This window comes from Mycobacterium timonense (assembly GCF_025821985.1).
GTDB classification, from domain to species: Bacteria; Actinomycetota; Actinomycetes; order Mycobacteriales; family Mycobacteriaceae; genus Mycobacterium; species Mycobacterium avium.
The window spans coordinates 44,036-67,106 of sequence record NZ_JACKSY010000051.1 but is presented as its reverse complement, the minus strand read 5'-3'; the positions used below and the strand labels follow the sequence as shown (position 1 = coordinate 67,106).

At 71.1% G+C, this 23,071-nt stretch carries 25 protein-coding genes; 9 read left to right on the top strand and 16 right to left on the bottom strand.

Annotated features, from left to right (window positions below; all coding sequences use genetic code 11):
- Positions 1 to 55: 55 nt before the first annotated feature.
- Positions 56 to 817 (bottom strand): SDR family NAD(P)-dependent oxidoreductase, encoded by a 762-nt coding sequence (locus H7I87_RS14385; protein ID WP_063967081.1) that lies wholly within the window; start codon positions 815 to 817, stop codon positions 56 to 58.
- A 75-nt stretch (positions 818 to 892) separates the two neighbouring features.
- Entirely contained in the window at positions 893 to 1,723 is an 831-nt protein-coding gene (locus H7I87_RS14380; protein WP_062886718.1) for an alpha/beta fold hydrolase, read from the bottom strand.
- Between the two features lie 71 nt (positions 1,724 to 1,794).
- On the opposite strand from H7I87_RS14380, the gene H7I87_RS14375 reads away from it, so the two are divergent.
- On the top strand, positions 1,795 to 2,403 hold the full coding sequence (locus H7I87_RS14375) for a TetR/AcrR family transcriptional regulator (RefSeq protein WP_003874308.1): 609 nt from the start codon (positions 1,795 to 1,797) through the stop codon (positions 2,401 to 2,403).
- Positions 2,404 to 2,445: 42 nt separating this feature from the next.
- Here H7I87_RS14375 and H7I87_RS14370 read toward each other — a convergent pair whose 3' ends face one another.
- The 3 genes from H7I87_RS14370 to H7I87_RS14360 form a co-directional block, all read right to left on the bottom strand.
- The gene (locus H7I87_RS14370) at positions 2,446 to 3,081 is read right to left on the bottom strand and encodes a TetR/AcrR family transcriptional regulator (RefSeq protein ID WP_255250785.1); all 636 of its coding nucleotides are present in this window, start codon (positions 3,079 to 3,081) and stop codon (positions 2,446 to 2,448) included.
- A gap of 1 nt (position 3,082) precedes the next feature.
- Positions 3,083 to 4,369 (bottom strand): lipase family protein, encoded by a 1,287-nt coding sequence (locus H7I87_RS14365; protein ID WP_009979917.1) that lies wholly within the window; start codon positions 4,367 to 4,369, stop codon positions 3,083 to 3,085.
- A gap of 70 nt (positions 4,370 to 4,439) precedes the next feature.
- Positions 4,440 to 5,384 (bottom strand): extracellular catalytic domain type 1 short-chain-length polyhydroxyalkanoate depolymerase, encoded by a 945-nt coding sequence (locus H7I87_RS14360; RefSeq protein ID WP_011726560.1) that lies wholly within the window; start codon positions 5,382 to 5,384, stop codon positions 4,440 to 4,442.
- 75 nt (positions 5,385 to 5,459) lie between these two features.
- On the opposite strand from H7I87_RS14360, the gene H7I87_RS14355 reads away from it, so the two are divergent.
- Entirely contained in the window at positions 5,460 to 5,915 is a 456-nt protein-coding gene (locus H7I87_RS14355) for a MarR family winged helix-turn-helix transcriptional regulator (RefSeq protein ID WP_033722995.1), read from the top strand.
- Positions 5,916 to 5,921: 6 nt separating this feature from the next.
- Here H7I87_RS14355 and H7I87_RS14350 read toward each other — a convergent pair whose 3' ends face one another.
- The 5 genes from H7I87_RS14350 to H7I87_RS14330 form a co-directional block, all read right to left on the bottom strand.
- A complete protein-coding gene (locus H7I87_RS14350; RefSeq protein WP_003874303.1) occupies positions 5,922 to 6,731 on the bottom strand; it encodes a polysaccharide deacetylase family protein in 810 nt (269 codons plus the stop codon).
- 237 nt (positions 6,732 to 6,968) lie between these two features.
- Entirely contained in the window at positions 6,969 to 8,378 is a 1,410-nt protein-coding gene (locus tag H7I87_RS14345) for an alpha/beta hydrolase (protein ID WP_024637582.1), read from the bottom strand.
- A 135-nt stretch (positions 8,379 to 8,513) separates the two neighbouring features.
- Complete coding sequence (locus tag H7I87_RS14340; protein ID WP_033727424.1) at positions 8,514 to 10,802, bottom strand: heavy metal translocating P-type ATPase; 2,289 nt, start codon at positions 10,800 to 10,802, stop codon at positions 8,514 to 8,516.
- The gene (locus tag H7I87_RS14335; RefSeq protein WP_019732414.1) at positions 10,799 to 11,011 is read right to left on the bottom strand and encodes a heavy-metal-associated domain-containing protein; all 213 of its coding nucleotides are present in this window, start codon (positions 11,009 to 11,011) and stop codon (positions 10,799 to 10,801) included. The genes H7I87_RS14340 and H7I87_RS14335 overlap by 4 nt, the downstream gene beginning before the upstream one ends.
- A gap of 85 nt (positions 11,012 to 11,096) precedes the next feature.
- On the bottom strand, positions 11,097 to 11,918 hold the full coding sequence (locus H7I87_RS14330; protein ID WP_011726556.1) for a mycofactocin-coupled SDR family oxidoreductase: 822 nt from the start codon (positions 11,916 to 11,918) through the stop codon (positions 11,097 to 11,099).
- Between the two features lie 109 nt (positions 11,919 to 12,027).
- Between H7I87_RS14330 and H7I87_RS14325 the strand changes: the two genes are divergently transcribed.
- Positions 12,028 to 12,498, top strand: a complete 471-nt coding sequence (locus H7I87_RS14325) for an SRPBCC family protein (RefSeq protein WP_011726555.1) — start codon at positions 12,028 to 12,030, stop codon at positions 12,496 to 12,498.
- Here the strand turns inward: H7I87_RS14325 and H7I87_RS14320 are convergent, their stop codons facing one another.
- Positions 12,499 to 13,053, bottom strand: a complete 555-nt coding sequence (locus H7I87_RS14320; protein ID WP_033727441.1) for a pyridoxamine 5'-phosphate oxidase family protein — start codon at positions 13,051 to 13,053, stop codon at positions 12,499 to 12,501.
- A gap of 133 nt (positions 13,054 to 13,186) precedes the next feature.
- On the opposite strand from H7I87_RS14320, the gene H7I87_RS14315 reads away from it, so the two are divergent.
- Entirely contained in the window at positions 13,187 to 14,746 is a 1,560-nt protein-coding gene (locus H7I87_RS14315) for a flavin-containing monooxygenase (RefSeq protein ID WP_050483976.1), read from the top strand.
- 54 nt (positions 14,747 to 14,800) lie between these two features.
- Here H7I87_RS14315 and H7I87_RS14310 read toward each other — a convergent pair whose 3' ends face one another.
- The 5 genes from H7I87_RS14310 to H7I87_RS14290 form a co-directional block, all read right to left on the bottom strand.
- Positions 14,801 to 15,637, bottom strand: coding sequence for an SDR family oxidoreductase (locus H7I87_RS14310; protein ID WP_076220904.1), 837 nt, complete (start codon positions 15,635 to 15,637; stop codon positions 14,801 to 14,803).
- Between the two features lie 35 nt (positions 15,638 to 15,672).
- Entirely contained in the window at positions 15,673 to 16,962 is a 1,290-nt protein-coding gene (locus H7I87_RS14305; protein ID WP_033727423.1) for a calcium:cation antiporter family protein, read from the bottom strand.
- A gap of 236 nt (positions 16,963 to 17,198) precedes the next feature.
- On the bottom strand, positions 17,199 to 18,017 hold the full coding sequence (locus H7I87_RS14300; protein WP_023860847.1) for an SDR family NAD(P)-dependent oxidoreductase: 819 nt from the start codon (positions 18,015 to 18,017) through the stop codon (positions 17,199 to 17,201).
- On the bottom strand, positions 18,014 to 18,430 hold the full coding sequence (locus H7I87_RS14295; RefSeq protein WP_009979894.1) for a nuclear transport factor 2 family protein: 417 nt from the start codon (positions 18,428 to 18,430) through the stop codon (positions 18,014 to 18,016). Before H7I87_RS14295 ends, H7I87_RS14300 begins: the two co-directional genes overlap by 4 nt.
- Positions 18,427 to 19,470, bottom strand: coding sequence for a zinc-binding dehydrogenase (locus tag H7I87_RS14290; RefSeq protein ID WP_033727421.1), 1,044 nt, complete (start codon positions 19,468 to 19,470; stop codon positions 18,427 to 18,429). Before H7I87_RS14290 ends, H7I87_RS14295 begins: the two co-directional genes overlap by 4 nt.
- Positions 19,471 to 19,594: 124 nt before the next feature.
- Here H7I87_RS14290 and H7I87_RS14285 point away from each other — a divergent pair, with 124 nt between their 5' ends.
- From H7I87_RS14285 to H7I87_RS14265, 5 genes are all read left to right on the top strand, one after another.
- Complete coding sequence (locus tag H7I87_RS14285; protein ID WP_011726547.1) at positions 19,595 to 20,461, top strand: helix-turn-helix domain-containing protein; 867 nt, start codon at positions 19,595 to 19,597, stop codon at positions 20,459 to 20,461.
- A 53-nt stretch (positions 20,462 to 20,514) separates the two neighbouring features.
- Positions 20,515 to 21,279, top strand: coding sequence for a DUF2127 domain-containing protein (locus H7I87_RS14280; protein ID WP_009979890.1), 765 nt, complete (start codon positions 20,515 to 20,517; stop codon positions 21,277 to 21,279).
- A gap of 4 nt (positions 21,280 to 21,283) precedes the next feature.
- Complete coding sequence (locus tag H7I87_RS14275) at positions 21,284 to 22,129, top strand: SDR family oxidoreductase (protein WP_033727420.1); 846 nt, start codon at positions 21,284 to 21,286, stop codon at positions 22,127 to 22,129.
- A 119-nt stretch (positions 22,130 to 22,248) separates the two neighbouring features.
- Complete coding sequence (locus tag H7I87_RS14270; protein WP_224110951.1) at positions 22,249 to 22,413, top strand: hypothetical protein; 165 nt, start codon at positions 22,249 to 22,251, stop codon at positions 22,411 to 22,413.
- A 24-nt stretch (positions 22,414 to 22,437) separates the two neighbouring features.
- Complete coding sequence (locus tag H7I87_RS14265; RefSeq protein WP_033727419.1) at positions 22,438 to 23,067, top strand: class I SAM-dependent methyltransferase; 630 nt, start codon at positions 22,438 to 22,440, stop codon at positions 23,065 to 23,067.
- Positions 23,068 to 23,071: the final 4 nt, after the last annotated feature.

Here is a 23,071-nt window from a genome sequence, read left to right as displayed (position 1 = left end):
GCGAGACGAGACGGTCCGTCTTATAGTAGCGGCCGAGCGGCGGCGGGCGGGCGCGCTATCCGCCCACCATCATCAGGCCGCCGTCGACGGCCAGCAGTTGTCCGGTGATGAAGCCCGACCCCGCCCCGGCCAGGAACACCAGCATCGGCCCGAGGTCGCGGGCGGGCTCGTCCAGCGCGCCTCCCAGCGGGATCATCATCTGCATCTGCTGGTCGATCAGTGCGGCGGCGTCCGGGCCGAGGAACGCGCGGAGCCGGTCGGCGCCCGGCGTCTGCACCGCCGGGGCAAGGGCGTTGACGGTGACGTGGTCGGCGGCCCAGGCCTTGGCCGCCGAGCGGGTCCAGGCCTGCACCGCGCCCTTGGTCGCGGCGTAGACGGCCGAAATCGGGCTGCCCATAACGGCTTCCGAGGAGCCGAAGTTGATGATCCGGCCGCCCTGGGGGTCTTGGGCCTTCATGGCGGCGTGGGCGGCCTGATTGGTCAGGATGGTCGCCTTGACGTTGGTGTCCAACAGAAACGAGATGTCATCGGCGCCGATGCAGCCGGGTATCCCCGGCTGCCACAGCCCCGCGGCGTGCACCAGCACGTCGAGCCCACCCAGGTGCTCGGCGGCCCGGTGGACCAGGGCCGAGACGGCGTCGGCGTCGCGCGCGTCGCACTGCAACCAGTGCGCCGTCAGATCCGGCGGCGGTGGCGTCGTGTGATAGGTCGCGACGACGTCGGCGCCCGCGTCGGTGAGGACGCTGACGGCGGCCGCGCCGATACCGGTGGCTGCGCCGGTCACCAGGATCCGCCGGCCCCGCAGCTCGTCTGTCACGCCCGCGAGCGTAACCCCACGGCGAAAATCCCGACGAGATTTCGCCGTGGGGTTACGGTCGCGAACCGCAATGCCTCAGGTGCGCACCGCAACCGTCGACAACAGATCGGCGAGCCGGTCGGGCTGATCGACCATCGAGAAGGTCCGCGCCCCCGCGATGACCTCGTGGCGGGCGTTCGGGATCGTCGCGGCCAGCCGCGCCCCGTCCTCCTGCGCGAAGAACACGTCGTCGGCCGACCATGCGATCAGCGTGGGCTTGTCGAAGTCGTACAGCCGCGACGCCGCCGCCGTGGTCACCTCGGTGCGCAGCGACAGGGTGAACCGGCGCAGGTCCTCGGCGACCGCGGGGAGCGAGAGCGCCGGGCGCACCCAGAGCTCGGTGAGCGCGTCGATATTGCTGTGCGCCAGGCCGTCGAACGCGCGCTTGCGCACCGCGGGTGCGCGCATGGCCTGGGCCACCGCGCGGAACGTCGCCTTGGACTTGGCGGCCAGGATCACCGGCCGCAGGACCGGGGGTGGAAAGTGTTCGAACGCATCGCAACTCGTGAGCACCAGCGCGCCCAGCCGCTCGCGGTGGTGCACGGCCACCAGCTGGCTGACCACCCCGCCGGTGTCGTTGCCGACCAGCACGACGTCCTCGAGGTCCAGCGCGGAGAGCAGCTCGGCGACCATGGCGGCCACCCCGGTGATGGTCCGGTCGGCGCCGGGGCGCAACGGCTCCGGGTGCGCGCCCATCGGCCAGGTCGGGGCGATGCAGCGCAGCCCGCGGCCGGCCAGCCGGTCGCTGACCTGACGCCAGAGTTGGCCGCCCATCAGGTAGCCGTGCACGAACACCACGGGCCTGCCGTCCGCGGGTCCGGTTGCTTCGTAATGGATGGTTCCGGCACTAATGTCGATCGTCGACATGGAGAACTCCTAGCTCAGAGGAATGTACACTTACAAACAGGCTGCCTGTTCGTAAGTTACCAACAGACTGTATGGAAAGCAAGAGACGGACCCAGGAAGAGCGCTCCGCGGCGACCCGTGACGCGCTGATCGCCGCTGCCCGTAAGCTGTGGGGGCTGCGCGGCTACACCGAGGTCGGCACCCCCGAGATCGCCGCGGCCGCCGGGGTCACCCGGGGCGCGATGTACCACCAATTCGCCGACAAGGCAGCGCTTTTCCGCGCGGTGGTCGAGGCCGTCGAGCAGGATGTGATGGCGCGGATGGCGGTGGTGGTGGCCGAATCCGGGGCGAGCACGCCCACGGACGCCATCCGCGCCGCGGTCGACGCCTGGCTGGAGGTGTCCGCCGATCCCGAAGTGCGGCAACTTATCCTGCTGGACGCACCGAGCGTGCTGGGCTGGGCCGAATTCCGCGATGTCGCGCAGCGCTACAGCCTGGGCATGACCGAGCAGCTGCTCACCGAGGCGATCCGGGCCGGCGAGTTGGCCGAGCAACCGGTGCGTCCGCTGGCGCACGTGCTGATCGGCGCGCTCGACGAGGCGGCCATGGTGATCGCCACCGCCGACGATCCGGACCGCGCCCGCCGGGAGACCCGGCAGGTGCTGCAGCGGCTGGTCGACGGGATGTTCGACGCACGCTGACCGGCGCGCGAGCCGAATGCCGTGTCGGACACGCGGTTTCGTTTACGCACCGCGGACGTGGGCGACGCCGGCGATGACGCCCTGGATGAGCCGGTCGAGTTGCCCGGCATCGTCGACGGCCGGCTGGCCGGCGACGAAGGTCAGCATGATCCCGTTGATGAACGCCAGGGTGGCGGTCGCCTGGTCGTCGACCAGCGCCGGGTCCGGCGCGCTGCCGGCCGGATGCCACTGGGTGACGACGTTGCGGGCCAGTGCGTAGAGCCGGTCCGCCGACTCGCTGAGCGCGGCGGCCAGTTCCGGGTCCCGGCCGGCCAGCAGCGCGAGTTCGTAGCGCGCCTTGGCACGGGTCAGCCACGGCTCGCTGTTCACGTACATGACGATGCGGGCCAACCCGGCGGTGCCGGCGAACTCGGTGGCGTGATCCTCGGCGAGCTCGGCCATCATCGAGAAGTCGGCGACGTCGAGCTCGGCCAGCCGGCCGGCCATGGCGTGCACCAGCGCCTTGCGGGTGCGGAAGTAGAACGACGTGGTGCCGGCCGGGACGCCGGCGCGGTCGTCGACCTTCGGGTGGCTGACACCGTGCAGCCCGTTGCCGCCCAGCAATTCGATTGCGGCGTCGGCGAGTTGGCGGCGCCGCTGCGCGGCGTTGTGCTTTCTGCGGGCAGCGATGCACCCCAGTCTAAAACTGGCCGCAGTTGGGCGCGGTGGGTTCTCCGCGGAAGCGGGCGGCGATCCACTGCATGGCCGGCTCGCCGTCGACCAGCATCGGCAGCGCGTGGTTGATGACGAGCTTGTTGAGGAAGGGCGGCTCCTCGTTGGTGCGGAACTCCACGTCGGCGCCCTGGGCGCACCAGTCGCGGCCCAGCTGGTTGGCGGCCGTCCACGGCACCAGCGGGTCGTAGCGGTTGCTGTTGATCAGCACCGGCGCGTTGGGTTTGTAGCGCCCGATCCGCTGCGCCTCGAACAGGCTGTTGAAAGGCTCCTCGTTGACAAGTTGATTGATGTCCTCGGTGAAGTAGGGCTGAATGTGGCGAAACATGAAGTCCAGCAGGGTTTGTCCGACGCACTGGCGGGACACCGATTCCAGCATCGCCAGCCCGCGCGGCGTCATCTTGGAACGGATGGCGTCGGCGAATTCCGGGTAGGCGGCCATCACGCTGTTCAGCGCGTACCCGACCACGCCGACCAGCGCGCTGCCGTCCGCGTAGGGCAACAGCTCCTTGAGGTCGGCCGGCGGCGCCCCGGCGTAGGTGCCCACGATGTGCAGGTCGGGCGCGTATTGCGCGGCCAGCTCGGCCGCCGACGCGGTGGCGCCGCCGCCTTGTGAATAACCCCAAAATGCCACCGGCCCATGCGGATCCAGCGAGGTGCCGGGCAGTCGCATCGCGGCCCGGGCCGCATCGAGCACGGCCTGCCCCTCGGCCACCCGGCCCACGTACGTGTGCATCGGCGGCGTGCCCAGGCCCTGGTAGTCGGTCATCACGATGGCGAAGCCGCGGGCCACCATGGTGGCCACGAACAGCTCCTCGTAGTTGAACATGATGTCCCAGCCGCCCGAATAGTGGATGCCCTGGTTGAACATTCGCGACGGGGCGCACTGATTGCCCTGGCCCTGGGTGCCGGGCGCGTAGCTGATCAACGGCCTGGGCCCGCCGTACGGCCAATCGTTGTAGGGCTCGAAGTAGGTGCCGGTGACCGCGATCGGGTTGCCGCGGGTATCGGTGCTGCGGTACATGATCCGGGTCCCGGTGGCCATGATGGCGCCGAGCTGGCCGGAGGGCTCCAGCACCAGCCGCGACGGCTCGGTGCGGATCAGGTCGCCCGGCCGCCCGGGCGGCAGCGGATCGGGCGGGGTGTAGAAGTCGGCGTATTGCGGCTCGTCGCCGTCGGCCCGCGCGATCGCGGGTCCGGTCAGGGTGCCCGCCATCAACACCAGTGCTGCGAAAACTCCCGCGACGCGGCGCATTACGGAACGGTAACAATCGCGCACGACCAGCGGAAGACCAATCTCTAATTTTTTAGAGATTGGCCGCTCGCTAACGGTGATTACGGGCGAAGAATTGCCAGATCGTGTCGGTGGCGTCCAGCGCCGTCGACGGCGCCGGAATTCCGGCCACCTTTTCCGCCAGGGGGCTGGGCGCCCCGCCGGGCCATTGGTGGCCGGCCCCGGCCACCGAGATCAACTCCACCGTGCGGCCGTCCGCGCAGCCGGCGGTCTGGGTGGTGACATCGCCGGCGGTGGTCGAGCTGGGCGGCCCGCAGGCGTCGATGGCGCGCCAGGTGGCGTTGACCGATTCCACCGACGGCCCGTCGACCCGCGGGGAGCCGTTGAGCGCGAACGCCTTTCCGGGTCCGCCGGCATAGGGCACCCGGTCGTCGGCGGTGCCGTGGATCTGCAGCACCGAGGCCGGCCGGGCCGCGGAGCAATCGGTGAGCAGCGTGCCGGCCACCGGGGCGATCGCGGCGAAGGTATCGCTCTGGCAGCCCAGCCGCAGCGCCATCATGGCGCCGTTCGACATGCCGGTGACGTAGACGCGGGCACGATCCACCGGGATCTGCGCCGCGATGGCGCCGACCACGGCGTTGACGAATCCGACGTCGTCGGTGCCGGCGTGTGCCGGCTCGCCGCAACAGGTTCCGGCGTTCCAGGCGCGGCCCAGGCCGTCGGGGTAGGCGACCAGGAAATGCCCGGCGTCGGCCTCGGCGTCCCAGTGGTAGGCGCGCTCGGCCTGCTCGCCGTTGCCGAAGCCGCCGTGCAGCATCACCACCAGCGGGGCCGCCTCGCTCAGCCCCTGCGGCCGGTACAGGTGATAGGTGCGGGACGTGCCGCCCCACTGCAGGGTGTGGGTGGATGGCCCGACCGGAATCGATTGGGAGTCAGGCGTTCCTAACGCATGCCCGCCGCCGAGGCAGCCGGCGAGCACGACGACCAGAACCGGCAGCAGGCCGAGGCTGACCGCCCGGGCGCATCCGAATCGCATAGGGCCATGGTGGCAGCCGGCGGGCATTTTGACAAGTAACTTGTCAATCCGTCCCGGGGTGGCAGACTGATCGGCATGCGAGAGGGAGCGCGCGGCGGGGGGGAGCCGACCGTGCCGGCGCTGGTGAACCTGGTCGCCGCCGCCGGCGCACCGCGGCTGCGCGCCGCGTTCGCCGAGGCCGCCCTCGACGGGATCCGCCCCGCCCAGTCGCTCGCCCTGGTGCCGCTGGCCGCGGGCGGATTGCACGCCTCCGATCTGGCCGACCGGCTGCGGGTGAGCCGGCAGGCGGTGGCCCAGGCGGTCGCGGCCCTGGAGCGGCACGGCTATGTCACCCGCACGCCCGACCCGGCCGACGCGCGCGCCCGGATGATCGAGTTGACGCCGCGGGGTCGGCAGGCACTGCAGGTGATGCGCGCCAACGCGATCGCCATGGAGAAGCGGTGGCGCAAGGTGCTCGGCGAGCGACGGCTGACCGAGTTGCGCGAGACGCTGACGATGCTGCTGGCCGCCGAGCGGGAGCCCGGCGGGTAGTGCGCGTTACGGCGTCTTGAGGAAGACGTCGTTGAGGGTGACGGTGCGCAGGTTGCGTTCCCGGATGATGTCGACCAGCTGCGGGTAGACGTGGGTGACCGGCAGGTGATTGAGGTGCCCGATCACGATGGCCTGCGGCGTGAAGTACTGATCGGCCATCTGCAGGATGTAGTCCTCGGTGATCAGCGTCGAATCCGACAGCGAGCCCGACCACAACGTCGGCACCTGGTAGCCCAGGTCGGCGGCCACGGCGTCCACGGCGGCGTTGCGCTTGGCGTACGGCGGCCGCCAGTACGGCTTGGCGCCGATGCCGTACGTCTTCTTCAGGAACGCATCGTTACGCGAGAGTTGTTCGGCCACTTGCTCTTTGGTCAGCGTCGTCAGGTCCGGGTGCGACCAGGTGTGGTTGCCGAGCTGGATCTGGCCGCTGTCGACCAGCGGGCGCAGCAACTGCAGGTTCTCGGTCCACGAGTCGTAGACCCCGTTGACGAAATAGGTCAGCCGCACGCCGGTGTCCTTGGCGAACTGCGTATAGGCGCGCACCACCTCGCTGTTGACGCCATCGTCGACGGTCAGCGCCAGCAGGTCGCCCTCGCCCGGGATCTTCATCAGCGCGCCGCCGCCGGGCAGCGGGATGCGGGCGCTCAGCGGGGGAGGCGGCAGCAGGGCCTGCGGGGCGGTCGGGCCGGACGTCGGTATGGCGGCCGCCGGCGTCTGGGCGAAGGTGCGCGGTTGCGGATCGACGATGAGCCGCGCGGCGCCGACGCCGGCCACGACCGAGGCGGCGAGCGATCCGAGGAACTGGCGGCGGTTCATGGCTGGACAGGTGGGGCGGCGATCATCCGGCGGCAAGGCCACGGCGGGTTCGGCCCCGGGGCGCACCGGCCGACGAGCGCGTCCCTGCCGGGACCGTTGCCGGGGCGAAACATCGAGGCCACAGCAGCGAACCGTACCATTCGGGCCGCCGATCCGGCGGCTCCGTTACGGGTGGGTCAGCTGTGAATTATGGGGAATTTGTTGCCTATCTCCCCCGAGATGGCCCAGCTGCACGAATCACCGCGGCGGCGCGGCGGCCCGCTGCGGCAGCTGCACCGGTTCGGTGTCGGGCGTGCCGATCGTCCAGGCCAGCCACGGCAGCGCGGTGGCAAACGCCTGGGCGGCGAACGGCCAGTCGTGCTTGCCCGGCTGGGTGACCACCGCACAGGCGATGCCGTTGGCGGCGCCGACCGCGCACAGCGAGTGCGCGGCGGCGTCCTGGCCCTCGGGGTTGGCGGCCGGGTCGCTGCTGGACGCCACCAGGGCGGGTGCTGGATCGGCGTTGCCCTGCTGCGCGGTGCGCGCCACGTCGGCCCCGGGCACCTCGAACCAACCGGACAAGTCGGCGTAGCGACCGTGCCTGGTCATCACCGTGACCGGGTCGAAGGCCGCCCACGCGGCCTGATCGCCGCCGAAGAGCCGCGCCACGGATTGGTCCTTGGGGCCGACGTTGGGGCCGCGGTCGCCCGCGATGTCGACGAAGGCGCGGAACATCTCCGGGTGCATGACGGCCAGGTCGACGGCGCAGGTGCCGCCCATCGACCATCCGGCGACGCCCCAGTTGGCCCGGTCGGCGCTGACGCCGAAGTTCGACACCATGAACGGCTGGATGTCCTTGGTCAGGTGGTCGGCGGCGTTGCCGCGGCTGCCGTTGACGCACTCGGTGTCGTTGTCGAACGAGCCGGTGGGATCGACGAACACCAGCACCGGGGCGAACCCGTGGTGGGCGGCGGCGAAGTTGTCGATGGCGGTGAAGGCGCCACCCGGGCCCAGCCAGTCGGCCGGGGTGTTGAAGGCCGAGCTGATCATCATGACCGCCGGCAATCGGGGTGGGGGGTTGCTGTTGAACCACGCCGGGGGCAGATAGACCAGTTCGCGGCGGTGCGCGAAGTGGGAGCCCGACGGGCCGTTGCCGTCGATGTCCACCGGCACCACCACGCCCTTGCTCGGCCTGGTGCCGGCGATCTGCATCTCGGTGACCCGCAGCCGGTCGATCTGGTCGGGCAGCGGCGCCTGGGTCAGCTGGTTCCACGCCGCGAGCACGGTGGGGAAGTAGCCCACCCAGCCGTTCAGCGCCAGGCCCGCGCACAGCACGCACAGCGGTATCGACAGCACCGCCAGCCCGCGTCGCCACCAGCGCACGCCCCGCCAGCCCACCAGGAACACGGCCGCGGCCAGACCGCTCAGCGCGATCCACAGCCACAGCGCCGTCGGCGCCGGATCCCCGGCCACCCCGAGCGAGGTGATGTACCAGCGCGCCAGCACGGTCACCGCGACCGCGGCGACCAGCGCCGCCGGCAGCACCCGCTTGAGCCAGCCGCGGGCCCGCCAGTGGATCGCGGCGACCAGCATCAGCAGCGCCAGGCCCTGCACGGTCGGCGGCAGCCAGCCGTGCAGCAGCGACAGTTGTCCGAAGAACTGCTCCAACGGTCGTGACCTTTTGCTAGATCGAGCGCTGCGCGAGGGGGAGGTGGCGGTCGACCGGTCGGCCGGGATGACCGAAAGCGGCGGCCCGACCAACTATCCCATACCGGCGCCGCCGGCCGGCCGATGCTGCGCGGCTCACGCGCCGGGGATGATGCTGGCGAACGAGCGCAGCCGCAGGCTGTTGCCGACGACGAGCACGCTGGACAGCGCCATGGCGGCGCCGGCCAGCATCGGGTTGAGCATGCCGAGCGCCGCCAGGGGAATCGCGGCCAGGTTGTAGCCGAAGGCCCACACCAGGTTGGTCTTGATGGTGGCCAGCGTGCGCCGGGAGAGCCGGATCGCGTCGACGGCCGCGCGCAGGTCGCCGCGGACCACGGTGACGTCGGCGGCCTCGATCGCGACGTCGGTGCCGGTGCCCATGGCCAGGCCCAGGTCGGCGGCGGCCAGCGCGGCGGCGTCGTTGACGCCGTCGCCGACCATGGCCACCACCCGGCCCGCGGATTGCAGGCGCTTGACGGCCTCGACCTTGTCGGCGGGCAGCGCGCCGGAGATGACCTCGCCGATCCCGAGCTCGCCGGCGATGCGGCGGGCGACGGTGTGGTTGTCGCCGGTCAGCAGGATCGGCGTCAGGCCCAGCCGGGTGAACTGCCGCACCGCCGCGGCGCTGGAGGGTTTGACGGTGTCGGCCAGCGCCAGGATGCCGCGCGTCCGGCCGTCCCAGCCGACGGCGACCACGGTTTTGCCGTCGTGCTCGGCGCGCGCGGCGGCCGCCGCCAGGGCGGCGTCCGGGCGCAGGCCGCGCTCGGCCAGCCACCTCGGCCGCCCGACCGCGACGGCGTGGCCGTCGACCCTGCCGTGCACGCCGCCGCCGCCGACCGCGCGGAAGCCGGTGGGGGTGGGCAGCGGGCCGAGTTCCGCCTTGGCGTCCCGGGCGATGGCGTGCGCGAGGGGGTGTTCGGAGGCGGCCTCCAGCGCCCCGGCGTAGCGCAACAGCGTGGCGCGGTCGGTGCCGTCGGCGGCGACCACGTCGAGCACGGTCATGGCGCCGGTGGTGACGGTCCCGGTCTTGTCGAGCACGACGGTGTCGACGGCGCGGGTGGTCTCGAGCACTTCGGGCCCCTTGATCAGGACTCCGAGCTGGGCGGCCCGGCCGGTGCCGACCAGCAGGGCGGTCGGGGTGGCCAGTCCCAGCGCGCACGGGCAGGCGATGATGAGCACCGCGACGGCCGCGGTCAGGGCGGTGGCCAGGGTGCCGCCCGCCGCCAGCCAGCCGGCCAGGGTGGCCACCGCGAGCAGCAGCACGACGGGGACGAACACCCCCGAGACGCGGTCGGCGAGCCGCTGCGCGTCGGCCTTGCCGGACTGGGCCCGTTCGACCAGTTGGGCCATCCGGGCCAGTTGGGTGTCGTCGCCGATCCCGGTGGCGCGCACCACCAGCCGGCCGCCGGCGTTGACGGTGCCGCCGGTCACGCCGTCGCCCACGCCGACCTCGACCGGGACGGACTCACCGGTCAGCATGGCCGCGTCCACCGCCGAGGAGCCCGCGACGACGATCCCGTCGGTGGCGATCCGTTCGCCGGGACGCACCACGAACTCGTCGCCGACGGCCAGCCGCTCGATCGGGATGCGGGTTTCGGCGCCCGCCCGCAGCACCGCGACGTCCTTGGCGCCCAGCGCCAGCAGCGCCCGCAGCGCGGCGCCGGCCGTCCGCTTGGACCGCCGCTCGAAGTACCGGCCGGCCAGCACGAACAGCGTCACCCCGGCCGCCACCTCGAAGTAGACGTGGCACGGGGCCGCGACGTGGGAGACGTGGGCGCCGTGCCCGACGGTCAGCTCGAAGTCGTGCCGCATGCCGGGCCGGTCGGCCGCCCCGAGAACCAGGGCGTACAGCGACCACAGGAAGGCCGCCAGCGTGCCGATCGAGATCAGGGTGTCCATGGTGGCGACGCCGTGTTTGAGGTTGGCCCACGCGGCCGCGTGGAAGGGGCGCCCGCACCACCCGACCACCGGCGCGGTCAGGGCCAGCGCCGCCCAGTGCCAGTGCTGGAATTGCAGCGCGGGAATCATCGCCACGGCGATCACCGGCCCGGCCAGGGCTGTGGCGGTGACCAGACGCCTGCGCAGCGAGGCCAGCTCCGGGTCGTCCTGCGGCGGCGACGGCTTCGCCACGGCGGCGGCGTACCCGGCGTTTTCGATCTCGGTGATCAGCGTTTGCGGGTCGTAACTCGCGGGCGCGCTGACCGCGGCCTTCTCGGTGGCGTAGTTGACGGTCGCGGTGACGCCGTCCAGCTTGTTCAGCCTCTTTTCGATCCGGGCCGCGCACGAGGCGCAGGTCATCCCGGTGATCTCCAGCTCGATGCGAGCGGTTGAGGCGGTGTGGTCGGGGAAGGTGCCCTCGTCGACGTGCCGTGGCGGTGTGCTCATGCGACCAAGACGGCCTGGAAGCCGGCTTCGTCGACCGCGCCGAGGACGGCGTCGGCGTCGATAGGCACCGCGCTGGTGACGACGAGCCGGCCGGTGTCCGCGCTGACCGAGACGGCGTCGACGCCGGGGATGCGGGCCACCTCGCTGTGCACGGCGGCCTCGCAGTGGCCGCAGCTCATCCCGCTCACCTGGTATTCGCTGGTGGGCATGCCGCTCCTTCTCGCTCCCCGCCGCAGGTTTTGACCACACCATTGTGCCTGGTCGGCCGCGCGGGGCGAGGGGCGCGGGCGGGCATCACACGTAGCCGACGCCGAGATCGACCGAAACCTGGCTGGCGGTCACCAATCTGGATTGGTCGGAGGCCAGCCAGGCCACCGCGTCGGCGATGTCCTCCGGTTGCGCGATGCCCTCGGGCAGCAGCGGTTTGTGCAGGCCCCGCAGATGCGGGTAGTCGTCGGCGGCCGCGCGCAGCGCGTCGCGCATCCGGCCGGTGCCCATCGGGGTGGCGACCGCCCCGGGGTTGAGGCTGTTGACCCGAATGTTGTAGCGGCCGAGTTCGGCGGCGAACGCGCGGGCCATGCCCACCACGGCGTGCTTGCTGGCGGTGTAGTGGACCATGAACGACTGCATGTTGATGCCGGCCGCCGAGCCGATCAGGATGATCGACCCGCCGCGGCCGCCGTCGATGATGTGCTGCGCCCCCGCCATCACGGTGTTCCAGGTGCCGACGACGTTGGTGTCGATGGTGTCCCGGAACGCCTGCGCGGTGATCCGATTCCACGGGGCGGGGCTGCAGATTCCGGCGTTGGCCACGATGACGTCCAGGCGGCCGAGCTCGCCCACCGCCCTGTCCACCGAGGAGGTCAGGGCGTCCAGGTCGCGCACGTCGGTCTGTGCGGTGACGACCCGCCGTCCGGCGGCACGCACCAGTTCCGCGGTCGCGGCCAGGTCCTCGGGCGTCGACGAGTCGTAGGGAACGCTCGGCGGCAGCGGCCCGGCGAGGTCGACGGCGATGATGTCGGCGCCCTCGGCGGCCAGCCGCGCCGCGTGCGCGCGGCCCTGCCCGCGCGCCGCCCCGGTGATCAGCGCGACCTTGCCCGTAAGTGACTGGCTCATGGGTGCTGGGGTCCTTTCCGTCGCGCACGATTTCCAGCCTCGTGCAGCGCTCCAGCATGCCGCAGCCCGAGGCCGGATTACGCTGCCGGATAGCGGAAAGGAGACAGTCATGACCGTCACGGTTGTCGATCGGGGACCCCGACAGGTGAGCCGCAGAGTCGACGTGGCCGCGCCGGCGGCACAGCTGTACGCCCTGGTCGCCGATCCGCGCCGGCACCACGAACTGGACGGTTCGGGCACGGTCCGCGACAACATCAGTGTGCCGGCGAAACTCGTTGAGGGATCGAAGTTTTCGACGCACATGCGGATGTTCGGCCTGCCCTACCGGATCACCAGCACCATCACCGAGCTCAAGCCGAACGAGGTGGTCGAGTGGCGTCACCCGCTCGGGCACCGCTGGCGGTGGGAATTCGAGTCGCTGTCACCCACCCGGACCCGGGTCACCGAGACGTTCGACTACCGCGACGCCGGCGCGCTGAAGAACAGGCTGAAGTACTACGAGCGGATGGGTTTCGCCAAGGCGAACGCCTCGGGCATCGAGGCGACGCTGGCCAAACTGCGGGACCGCTACCCGGGGTGATCAGTCCGGATCGGCTGCGTCCCAGGGGATGACACCGGACACCCAGTGGCTCAGTTCCTGGACCTGATCGTTGCGGTGCAGGTGGCGGGGCGGCGTCGCGAATGTCCCGTAGGGCCGGCAGCGGATGACGACGCGGTTTTCGCGCTCGCAAATGTCCCGGACGTGCGGGCGCGCCTCGTCGCCGAGTGGCTGACCGGACATCCGGCCGGCGACGGCCATCATCACGTCGACCGCCAGCTCCCGGTCCTCGTCGAGCGCGGCATCGGCGTAGACCTGCAGGTAGGAGAACGGCCACCGCTCGTCGAGGATGCACAGGCTCACCTTGGGGTCGCGCTGCACGACGCGGGCCTTGCCGCGGCCGGCCATGGTAGAGACGAGCAATTCGCCGGTGTCGGTGGGGATGTAGTACACGATCGACATGGCCGGGCCGTCGTTGCGACGGCGGTAGCCGAACACGCACGTGCGGTGGGTGCGCACGAACTCGCGCCGCTCGGAGGGCAGCATGTCGCGGTCGGTCGGGGCGGTGAACGGCTCGGCCGCCAACGGCAGGAGCATCACGAACTGTCCTCGCTGTCTAGGGGTTCGCTGCGGGCAATGTTTGCGGCTGCGCGAGTGACTATATAGTCGTGGCCACGGAGAGGAAACCCAGGCCGTGACCGAAACCGTTGGCCCAGCGCGCGCGAAGCCCGTGATGAGTGGAAAAGCCAAGTGGCTCTATGCCATTGGGCGGGTGCGGGCGGCGACGCGGCGCCGGCGCGGGCCGAAGGTGGCGATCATCGGCGCGGGCTTCGGCGGCCTGGGCGCCGCGGTCGCGCTGCGCCGCGCCGGCATCGACGACCTGGTGATCATCGAGGCCGCCGACGGCGTCGGCGGCACCTGGCGACGCAACACCTACCCGGGCGCCGCCTGCGACATCCAGAGCCACCTGTACTCGTTTTCCTTCGCCCCCAACGCATCCTGGAGCCGCACCTACGCCCGGCAACCCGAGATCCTGGCCTACCTGGAATCGGTGGCCGACGCCTTCGACCTGCGGCGTCATCTGATGCTCGACACCACGGTGCGCTCGCTGCGCTGGAATCCCCACACCGCGGCGTGGGACTGCCGGATCGATCGGGGCGGTCACCCGGCGACGCTGAGCGCCGACGTCGTCGTGTGCGCCGTCGGCCTGTTCGGCGCCGCCAAGCTGCCCGACATCGACGGGCTGGCCGGCTTCGCCGGACCCGTGCTGCACACCGCGCAGTGGGATCACGACCTGGACCTGGCCGGCCGCACGGTGGCGGTGATCGGCACCGGCGCCAGCGGGGTGCAGCTCGTCCCCGAGCTGGCCGGCACCGCCGGACACGTCACGGTCTTCCAGCGCACCCCGCCCTGGATGGTGCCCAAGGACGACCGTCCTTACAGCGCAACGGAATTGGCCCGATTCAAACGTAATCCCCTGGCGCTGCGCCGCACCCGCTGGCAGATCTGGAAGTTCCAGCACGACAACACCGCGACCTTCGCCGACGACCCCGTCGTGACGGCACGCAGCCGGATTGCGACCTCGTTCCTGGACCGCACCGTCGCCGACGAGTCGTTGCGGCGGGCGCTGACGCCGGACTACCCGTTCCGGTGCAAGCGGGTCCTGCTGGGCGACGACTACTACCGCGCGTTGCAACGCGACAACGTCGAGTTGGTCACCGATCCCATCGCCCGGATCGGCCGCAGGTCGGTGATCACCGCCTCGGGCGCCGAGATCGAGGCCGACGTCATCGTGCTGGCAACCGGATTCAAGACGTCGCGCTACCTGTCCGGCATCGAGGTCGTCGGCGCCGGAGGGCGCCGGCTGCACGAGCACTGGGGCGAGGAGCCCTCCGCCTACCTGGGCGTGGCCGTCAGCGGGTTCCCCAACTTCTTCATGCTCTACGGCCCCAACACCAATCAGGGCGGCAACTCCATCGTCTACATCCTGGAGGCCGGCGCACGGCTGGTGGCCAGCGCGGTGAGCCGGCTGGCCCGCCGCGGCGGATGCCTCGAGGTGCGGCCCGAGGCCGAAAAGCGGTTCAACGACCGGCTTTCCGCCGACCTGGAACGCACCATCTGGACGCGGTGCGACAGCTACTTTCGCTCGCCCACCGGTCGCATCGTCACCCAATGGCCCTACACCGAGCTGGACTATGCGCGGTGGACCTGGCGGCTGCGGCGCCGCGACTGGATCCATCACCGGTGCGCGCCGAGCGCGGCGACCGTGGGTGCTGCGCAGGAATTCTGACCGCTACCCGGCCATGGCGGCCACGCTCGGCGCGGGCCGTGACGGTGTGCGGGTCTAGCCGGCGGCGGTCACCCTGGCCCGCTCGGTCATCGAGGCGATCACCCCGCCGTCGTTGAGAATGTCCGTGCCGGTGAGGTATCCGGCCTTGTCGCTGGCGCAGAAGGCCAGAAGCTCGGCCATCTCCTCGGGCTTGCCCCACCGCGGGACCGCGGCGTCGGCCACCATCGCCCCGGCGCCGGCGTTCTCCTCGAGCCGGCCCATTTCGGTGTCGATCGAGCCGGGGGACACCGAGACGATGCGCAGGCCTCGCGCGTTGAAGCGCTCGGCCTGCGACTGGCTGTACCACTTGACGAAGCTCTTGCTCACGGCGTAGGCCAGCCCCGAGCGGGCCTGCTCGGGCGCGATTTCGCACGCCGCCAGCATGGCGTCCATGAAGGCGTCGGCGTCGCGAAGCGCGAGCGGAAACTGCGCTGTCGGAACGATTTCCGCGGGCAGCATGTGCGCCGCCATCGACGCGACGTTGACGATCACCGAGCCGTCGCCGGCGACCGCGTAGAACGCCTCGTTGACGTTGAGGGTGCCGATCGCGTTGGTCCGCATCACGTAGTCGGCCGGGCCCATGCTCGGGCTCACCCCGGCGGTGTGGATGACGGAGACGACGGTGCCGAGCCCGGCCGCGGTGTCGAACAGCTGCGCGACGGCCCGCCGATCGGTGACGTCGCAGTTGACCGCGGTGGGCGTCATCCCGAGCTCTGCCAGCGCGGCGGTCGCGGCCGTCAACCGGTCCTGCCGGACGTCGCACAGCACCAGGGTGTGATCGCGGCCGACGACTTTCGCGGTGGCGACTCCCATGCCGCCCGCGCCGCCTGTGATCACCGACACTCGACTCATACCTGGACGGTATACGGCGGGACGGCCGCCGCGGGTCAGGGGTCCGGCACCGGATGGTGCGGGTGACCGCTGTGCCGGATCGCGGTGCCGAAGAACGGCGCCCGCAGCGTGGCGGCCAGGTGACGCCGGTAGCCGATCAGCGCCACGACGGCCACCGCGGTGTAGACGCCGCACAGCAGCAGCCGCCCTTGGGTGGAGAAGATCGGGAATTGCACGACGAACAACGCCAGCAGCGCCAGCGCCGCCGACCGGTGGAAGCGCAGCGCCAGGATCAGCGCCACCCCCATCATCGTCTGGGTCGCCGTGAGCAGCACCTCCTCCACCTGACGCGAATCGAGGTGAAGCGCGAACCCGCCGCCACCGAGCAGGTGGGCGAGGGGCAACGAGCCGATCAGCAGCGTCCACTGGTTGACCTTGGACGAGATCAGGGTGGCGATGGCCGTCGTGCCCTTGCCCCGGCTGGCGAAGATCGTGGCGATGATGAACTCCGGAGCCTCGGAGGCCAGCGGGGCCAGCCACTGCACCAGCAGGAACCGGTTGACGCCCAGTTCGGTACCGGCGGCCACCAGGTTGTCGGCAAACGGTTTGGCGCACAACAGGATCACCGCACCGGACACCAGGAAGAGGCCGACCACGGCGATCCGCCGGCGGCCGTCGGGCAGCTCGCCCAGCGCGGCGGCGGTGCCGATCAGGTCCGGCTCCTCGACGTTGCCGTGGCTGATCTTGTAGAGGTAGAACCCGAACCAGGCCAGCAACGCCAATCCCAGCCCGAAATGGATTTGGCCGCTGGCCGGTATCGCGAAGGCGATCACCCCGGCGATCAACAGGAAGCCGAGTTCGACGCGGTTTGCTGGCAGCAGCGCCAGGCCGGTGGGCCTGTCGGATCCGGACGTGCGCGCCACCACGATGCTGACCAGCACCACGACCGGCCAGCCCAGGCCCATCAGCAGCCGGTTGGATCCGGTCATGTTGGCCGCGGCGTACTGCGTGTAGTCGGCGTTGTGGCCGGACACGTAGGCGTAGTAGAGGTCCACCGCGTATTCGGGCAGCACCGCGATCAGGGCGAGCAGCGCCGTGGCCAGCCCGCCGGAGACGTCGATCTGGGCGGTCTCGGCGGCCCACGCCAACAGGAAGCTGGCCGCCACCACCGCGGCCCCGAAGATCAGCAGGGCGGCCACCGCGCCGGTGTGCACGCCGGTGATCCGGACGGCCACCGCGGGGGCGACGAACGCGCCGGTGATCAGTCCGGACCGCGTCAGGGTGCGCCGCCGCCAGCGCGCCGTGGTGGCGACGGGGGCGGGCCTGTCTATGGCGAGCATCGTCATCCTTCGCAGGCGGTGGCGATCGTGATTCGGCTCGGTGCCGTGGCGAACCGGTTACCCAAGCTACCCGCGACCCGAGCGGTCAGCAACGCGGCGGGCGGGCGAAAGCCGCACCGACCGGACCCCTATATTTGCTGTCCAGGGCGCTATGGAAGCAAAAGTTAGGATTGCCTGATTTGGAACTTTGGCAAACCTCGCCGCTGTGGAGTACGACGCCCAGCGAACGGCTTGGGTTCCCGCTAGTCGTCCGGGCCCATGGCCGCCGCCGCGGCCTGGGCGAACAGCTCGACGGCCTGGTTGCGGCTCAGCGATGCCAGCAGCTGCGCCGCGGCGCGCATGGTGTCGCCGACCATCAGGGTGGGCCCGTTGCCGAGGTTCTCGAACGCCTCGGCGATGACGTCGGACACGGCCGCCGCGTCCGACGGCGCCTGGTCGGGCGACGCGATCTGGCCGCGGCTGTATTCGAGGGCGCGCAACGCCGGGGTATCGGTCTTGCCCAGGATGAGCCCCAGCACGTCGACCCCCTTGTCGTGCAGTTCGGCCCACAGCGCCTCGGCGAAGACCATGTCGAATGCCTTGGAGGCGCCGTAGGCGACCATGTTGGGCCCGCCGGCCAGCCCGGCGCCGGAACCGAACAGGACGATGCCGCCGGCGCCCCGCTCGACCATGGCCGGGGCGTAGTGGTGACACAGCTGCATGGGCACCATGCAGTTGCGCTGCACCATCGCCTCGGCGGCTTCGATCCGATTGGCAAGGAACGGTTTGAAGTCCGGGTCGGCGCCCGCGCAGTAGACCAGCATCCCGATCGTCACGTCGGCGGTGGCCGCGGCGATCGCCTTGGCCGCCCCGGGGTGCGCGAGATCGATTGCCAGCGTGCGGGTTTGGGCCGAAGTGCCGGCCCGGATCCGGGCGGCGACCCGGTCCAGAACGTCTTGCCGGCGGGCCAGCAGCACCACGTTGACGCCGCGCTCGGCCAGGCCTTCGGCGAACGCCGCGCCCACGCCGTCCGAGGCGCCGGCCACCAGCGCCCACGGCCCGTACCTGGCCGCGAAACTCATGACCCGACCCCGACGGTGGTCAGCCGCACCTGGGTGTAGCGCCGGCGGGCGATGCGCCATCCGTGTGCGGTGCGCACCATTTCGTCGTCGTAGAAACCGATCGCGTTGACGCCGGAGTTGTTGTCGCCGGCCATGATCAGCCCGTCGATGTAGGTGCGCGCCGTGGCGCGGTCGCCCTCGACCGTGATGGCCTGGTTGGTCAGCCGGTGCAGGGTGTGCCCGGCCAGCGCGTGCACCTGCTCCATGAAATCCGCGACGGCGTCGACGCCGGTCCAGTGGCCGATCTCGCCGTAGTCGAGCACGCAGTCGTCGGTGAACACGGTGCGGAACAGTGGCCAGTCCCGGCGGTCGATCCCGGTGGCGTAGCGCACCAGCAGCTCGGAAATGTCTTGCCGGTCTTCTCTTTCGCTCATCGGGTGTCTCCGTTCGGATGGACGATGATGCGGGGCGGGCCGTCGGACCGGCGGGCCAGCTCCAGGGCGTCGGGTACCTCGTCGAGGCCGATGATCTTGCCCACGCTCGGCAGCGGGTCCAGTCGTCCCGCCACGATCGCGTCGAGCGTGCCGTACCAGTCCTGCGGGTGCGGCCCGCCGCCGAACTGGATGGTGACGCCCTGGCGGGTGGCGGTGGTGATGTCGAGGGTGTCGCCGGTGTACCAGCCGCCGGCACAGTAGATGCGGGTGCCCATCTCGGCGGATTCGACCAGGTTCTGGATCAGTCCGGGCGCGCCGACGCACTCGAATACCGCTGCCGGACCGGGTATTCCGTACCGCGCGCGGGCCGCGTTGAACGCCGCCAACGGGGATTCCTCGCGCGGGTCGACCAGAAGGTGCGCGCCGAAGCTGTCGGCGGCCAACCGGCGGCGGTCGGCCCGGAAGTCCGCCACGATGATCGGCTCCACGCCGCGCGCGGCGAGCGCGGCGACGGCCGAGAGGCCGATCGCTCCCGCGCCAATGACGATCGCCACCTCGCCCGGTTGCAGGCGCGCAGAGCGCACGTAGAACTCGCCGACCGCGAACGCGTCGGTCACGGCGACGGCGTCGCTGGACACCTCGCCGGGCACGGGCTTGGCCGCCGCTTCGGAAACCACCAGCAGCTCAGCGAAACTGCCCTGGGCGTCCGGGTGCTGGCCGATGATCCGCATGCCGCCTGCCCCGCCGTCGACCAGGCGCACCGGCATGGCGGTGACGCGGGTGCCGATGGCGAACTGGCCGGTGCAGCCCGGCCCGTGCCCGACGACCTCGCCCACGAACTCGTGACCGAGCACGATGTCGCGACCGCTGTCGTACAGCGAGCGCCCGGTCGGATCGTCGAGGGCCAGCTCGGGGTGGTCCATGAAGTGCACGTCGGACGCGCAGATCGCGGTGCTCAGGGTGCGCAGCAACAACTCGCCCGGCCCCGGTTCTGGGTCCGGTGTCTCGCGCACCTGCAACCGGTCGTCGCGTAACACCACAGCGCGCAACGGCGTTTCACCTTCTCGAATAGTCGATATAACATCTCGAATGTTCGTCTCACTGTAAGTCCTGGCCCGAAGGAGTCAAGCGATTCGCGGATCGACGTCAGCGCCGACCGCCCGGGTGCTCGATGTGGTCGAGCTGCTGGCGCGGTCGCCGAGCGCGCGGCTGCGGTTCTCCGACGTGGTGCGCGAGCTGGGCCTCACCCAGGCGACGGCGCACGCCATCCTCAAGACGCTGTGCGACCGCGGCTGGGCCAGCCGCGACCCGGTCGACAAGACCTTCGCCCTGGGACCCGCGCTGGCGGTGGTGGCCGCGCGCACCGACACGGCGCGGCCGCTGGCGCATGCGGCGCGCGCGGCGGCGCTGCGGCTGTCCGGCGCGGTCGGGTACGCCTGTTCGGTGGTGGAGAAGTTCGGGGATTCCCTGGTGGTCACCGCCTTCGAGGGCGAGCCCGCCACCCAGCCGTCGGGCATCCCGGGCGATCGCATCCCCTACGCTCCGCCGTTCGGGGTGGCGATGGCGGCCTGGGACACCGAGGAGGAGCAGCGCGCCTGGATCCAGCGCGGCGCCGGCAGCAACGCCGACCGCGCCCAGCGCCTGCGACAGGTGCTGGAGCACACCCGGGAACGCGGATTCGACGTCGACTGGACAACGCCCGCGCTGGCCCAGGCCGTCCAGGTGGTCGGCACCCTGGACAGCAGCGAGATGCCGACGCCGGTGCGCCACATCATGGATCAGCTGCTGGTCGAGTTCACCACCATCGGGTTCCTGTCCGACGACAACCCCGGCCGCCGCAAACAACCGGTGGTGACCATCGCCGCGCCGGTCTTCGACCACCGCGGGCGGGCGTCGCTGATGGTGGCCGTGCACCCGCTGTGCCCGCTGAGCGCGCGCCAGATCCGGGTCATCGGAAAACATCTCACCGACGAAACGACGGCGCTGAGCCGGTCGCGGCCGGCATCCGGCGCGGTCGACGCCGCCGTCTGACACGCGCGCCCTGCGCACTTGCGCCGTCGACCACCGGCAGTCGATGATCGGCCATGCCCAAAGATCGCGGTCTCAACCGCTGGGAGTTGGTCACCTGCGCGCTGGCCGGGCACGCCACCTACGCGCCCGACGAGCCGGCGCTGGCCGACCGGCTCAGCGGCACCACCGGGCTGGGCCAGGTGTGGCGCTGCCTGCGCTGCGGCGAGTTCACCGTCGGCCCCGCGCACCGGCGCGGCCCGGCCGAAGACGCGCCGATGATCATGCGCGGCAAGGCATTACGGCAGGCCATCATCATTCGGGTGCTGGCGGTGGAACGGCTGTTCCGGGCGCTGGTGATCGCGCTGGCCGCCTACGCGGTGTGGAAGTTCCGCGGTGCGCGCGGCGCCATCCAGGCCACCCTGGACCGCGATCTGCCGATCTTTCGTGCCGCCGGCTTCAAGGTCGACCAGATGACTATCGTGCACGAGCTGGAAAAGGCGCTGGCCACCAAGCCGTCCACCCTGGCGCTGCTGACCTTGATGCTGGTCGGCTACGCGCTGGTGGAGGTGGTCGAGGGCGTCGGCCTGTGGTTGCTCAAGCGCTGGGGCGAATACTTCGCGGTGATCGCCACCTCGGTCTTCCTGCCGCTGGAGATCCACGACCTGGCCAAGGGCATCACGATGACCCGGGTGGTGACCTTCGCCATCAATGTCGCCGCGGTGATCTACCTGTTGATCTCCAAGCGGCTGTTCGGGCTGCGCGGCGGGCGGGCGGCCTACGACGCCGAACGGCGCGGCGAGCAACTGCTCGACGTCGAGCGCGCCGCCGCGGGGAGCTGACCGAATGGGAACCTATGCGATCACCGGATCGGCGTCCGGAATGGGACGCGAGACCGCGCAACGCCTCCGCGACGGCGGCCACACCGTCATCGGCGTCGACATCAAGGACGCCGACGTCATCGCCGACCTGTCCACCCCGGCAGGCCGCGCCGACGCCGCCGCCCGGGTGCTCTCGCAGGCCGGTGACCGGCTCGACGGCGCGGTGCTGGCGGCCGGGCTGGGACCCAGCCCGGCGCGCGACCGGGTCCGCCAGATCGCCGCGGTGAACTATTTCGGCGTCGTCGAGCTGCTGCAGGCCTGGCGACCGGCGCTGGCGGCCGCCGGGAACGCCAAAGTCGTTGTGGTGGCCAGTAATTCGGCCACGACGATGCCCACGGTGCCGCGCCGCACGGTCAACGCTCTGCTGGCGCACGACGCCGACAAGGCGTTGCGATCGGTGCGGCTGTTCGGACCGGCCGCGCCGACCATGATGTACGGGGCGTCAAAACTCGCGGTCAGCCGCTGGGTGCGCCGCCATGCCGTGCTGGCGGAGTGGGCGGGCTCGGGGGTGCGGTTGAACGCCCTGTCGCCCGGGGCGATCATGACACCGCTGCTGCAGGAGCAGTTGTCCACGCCCCGGCAGGCCCGGGCGGTCCGGTCGTTCCCCGTCCCGGTCGGCGGTTTCGGCGACCCCGGCCAGCTGGCCGAGTGGATGTGTTTCATGCTGTCGGATGCCTCCGACTTCCTTTGCGGCAGCGTGGTATTCGTCGACGGCGGCACCGACGCGTACTTCCGCGCCGACGACTGGCCCAAGGTGCTACCGGCGCGCCGGCTGCCCGGATATCTGCGCCGATTCACCCGGTTTCGCTGATCGGCGTGTGCGGTAGGCCACAGTGCGGCTTATCACGGCGTTCACCGCGGCGCGGCATCCCCGCAAAACGGCGGTGCTGCAATTCAATGGACTCCCACTCCGAGCCGAAGGATCAGATCGTGGCCACCCTCACCTCCCGGATCTCGCCGGGTTCGGTCCGTCTCGTCGCGGTGGGGCCGCTGACGTCGCGCGCGTGCCAGGCGGTGCGCGCGGTGCTCACCGGTAACCGCCGCCCGGCCGTTCGCGGGCCGCGCCTCATGTCCAAGGGCGTGGAACGCTGTTGACCCGCCGGGGCAGACTGGACGCCTGTGCATCACGACGCGAATCCCGGTGAGTACTGGAACCACAACTCCGCCTACCACCCCTGGCTGGTCGGGATCGCCGCGCGGCACCGCGGGGATGTGCTCGACGTCGGGTGCGGCGACGGCCTGCTGGCCGCGCGCTTGGCCCCGGTGTCGCGCAGCGTCGTCGGGATCGACGCCGACCCGGCCTCGGTGCGGCGGGCCGCTCGGCGACTCGAGCGCGTCGACAACGCCTGCGTCCAGCAGGCACGCTTCCAGGACTTCCAGGCGCCCGCCCAGTCCTTCGACCTGATCACCTTCGTGGCCAGCCTGCATCACCTACCGCTGCGCGACGCCTTGGGCAAGGCGCGTCAAATGCTGCGGCCGGCAGGCGAATTGGCGGTCGTCGGATTGTCCGCCAACAAAAGCGTCGCCGACTGGCTGTGGGCGGGTCTGTGCCTGCCGGTCGTGCGGGCCGCGGGGTTGTTGCACCGGGAGACCCGCGACATCGGCGTGGCCGTGGCCGACCCCCGGGAGAGCCTGGACGAAATCCGGCGGGCGGCCGAGGACGTCTTGCCCGGGGCCGTCATCCGGCGCGGCGTGTACTACCGGTACCGGCTGCTGTGGCGAAACTCGTGCGGCGGCGTGTTTGGATAGCGGT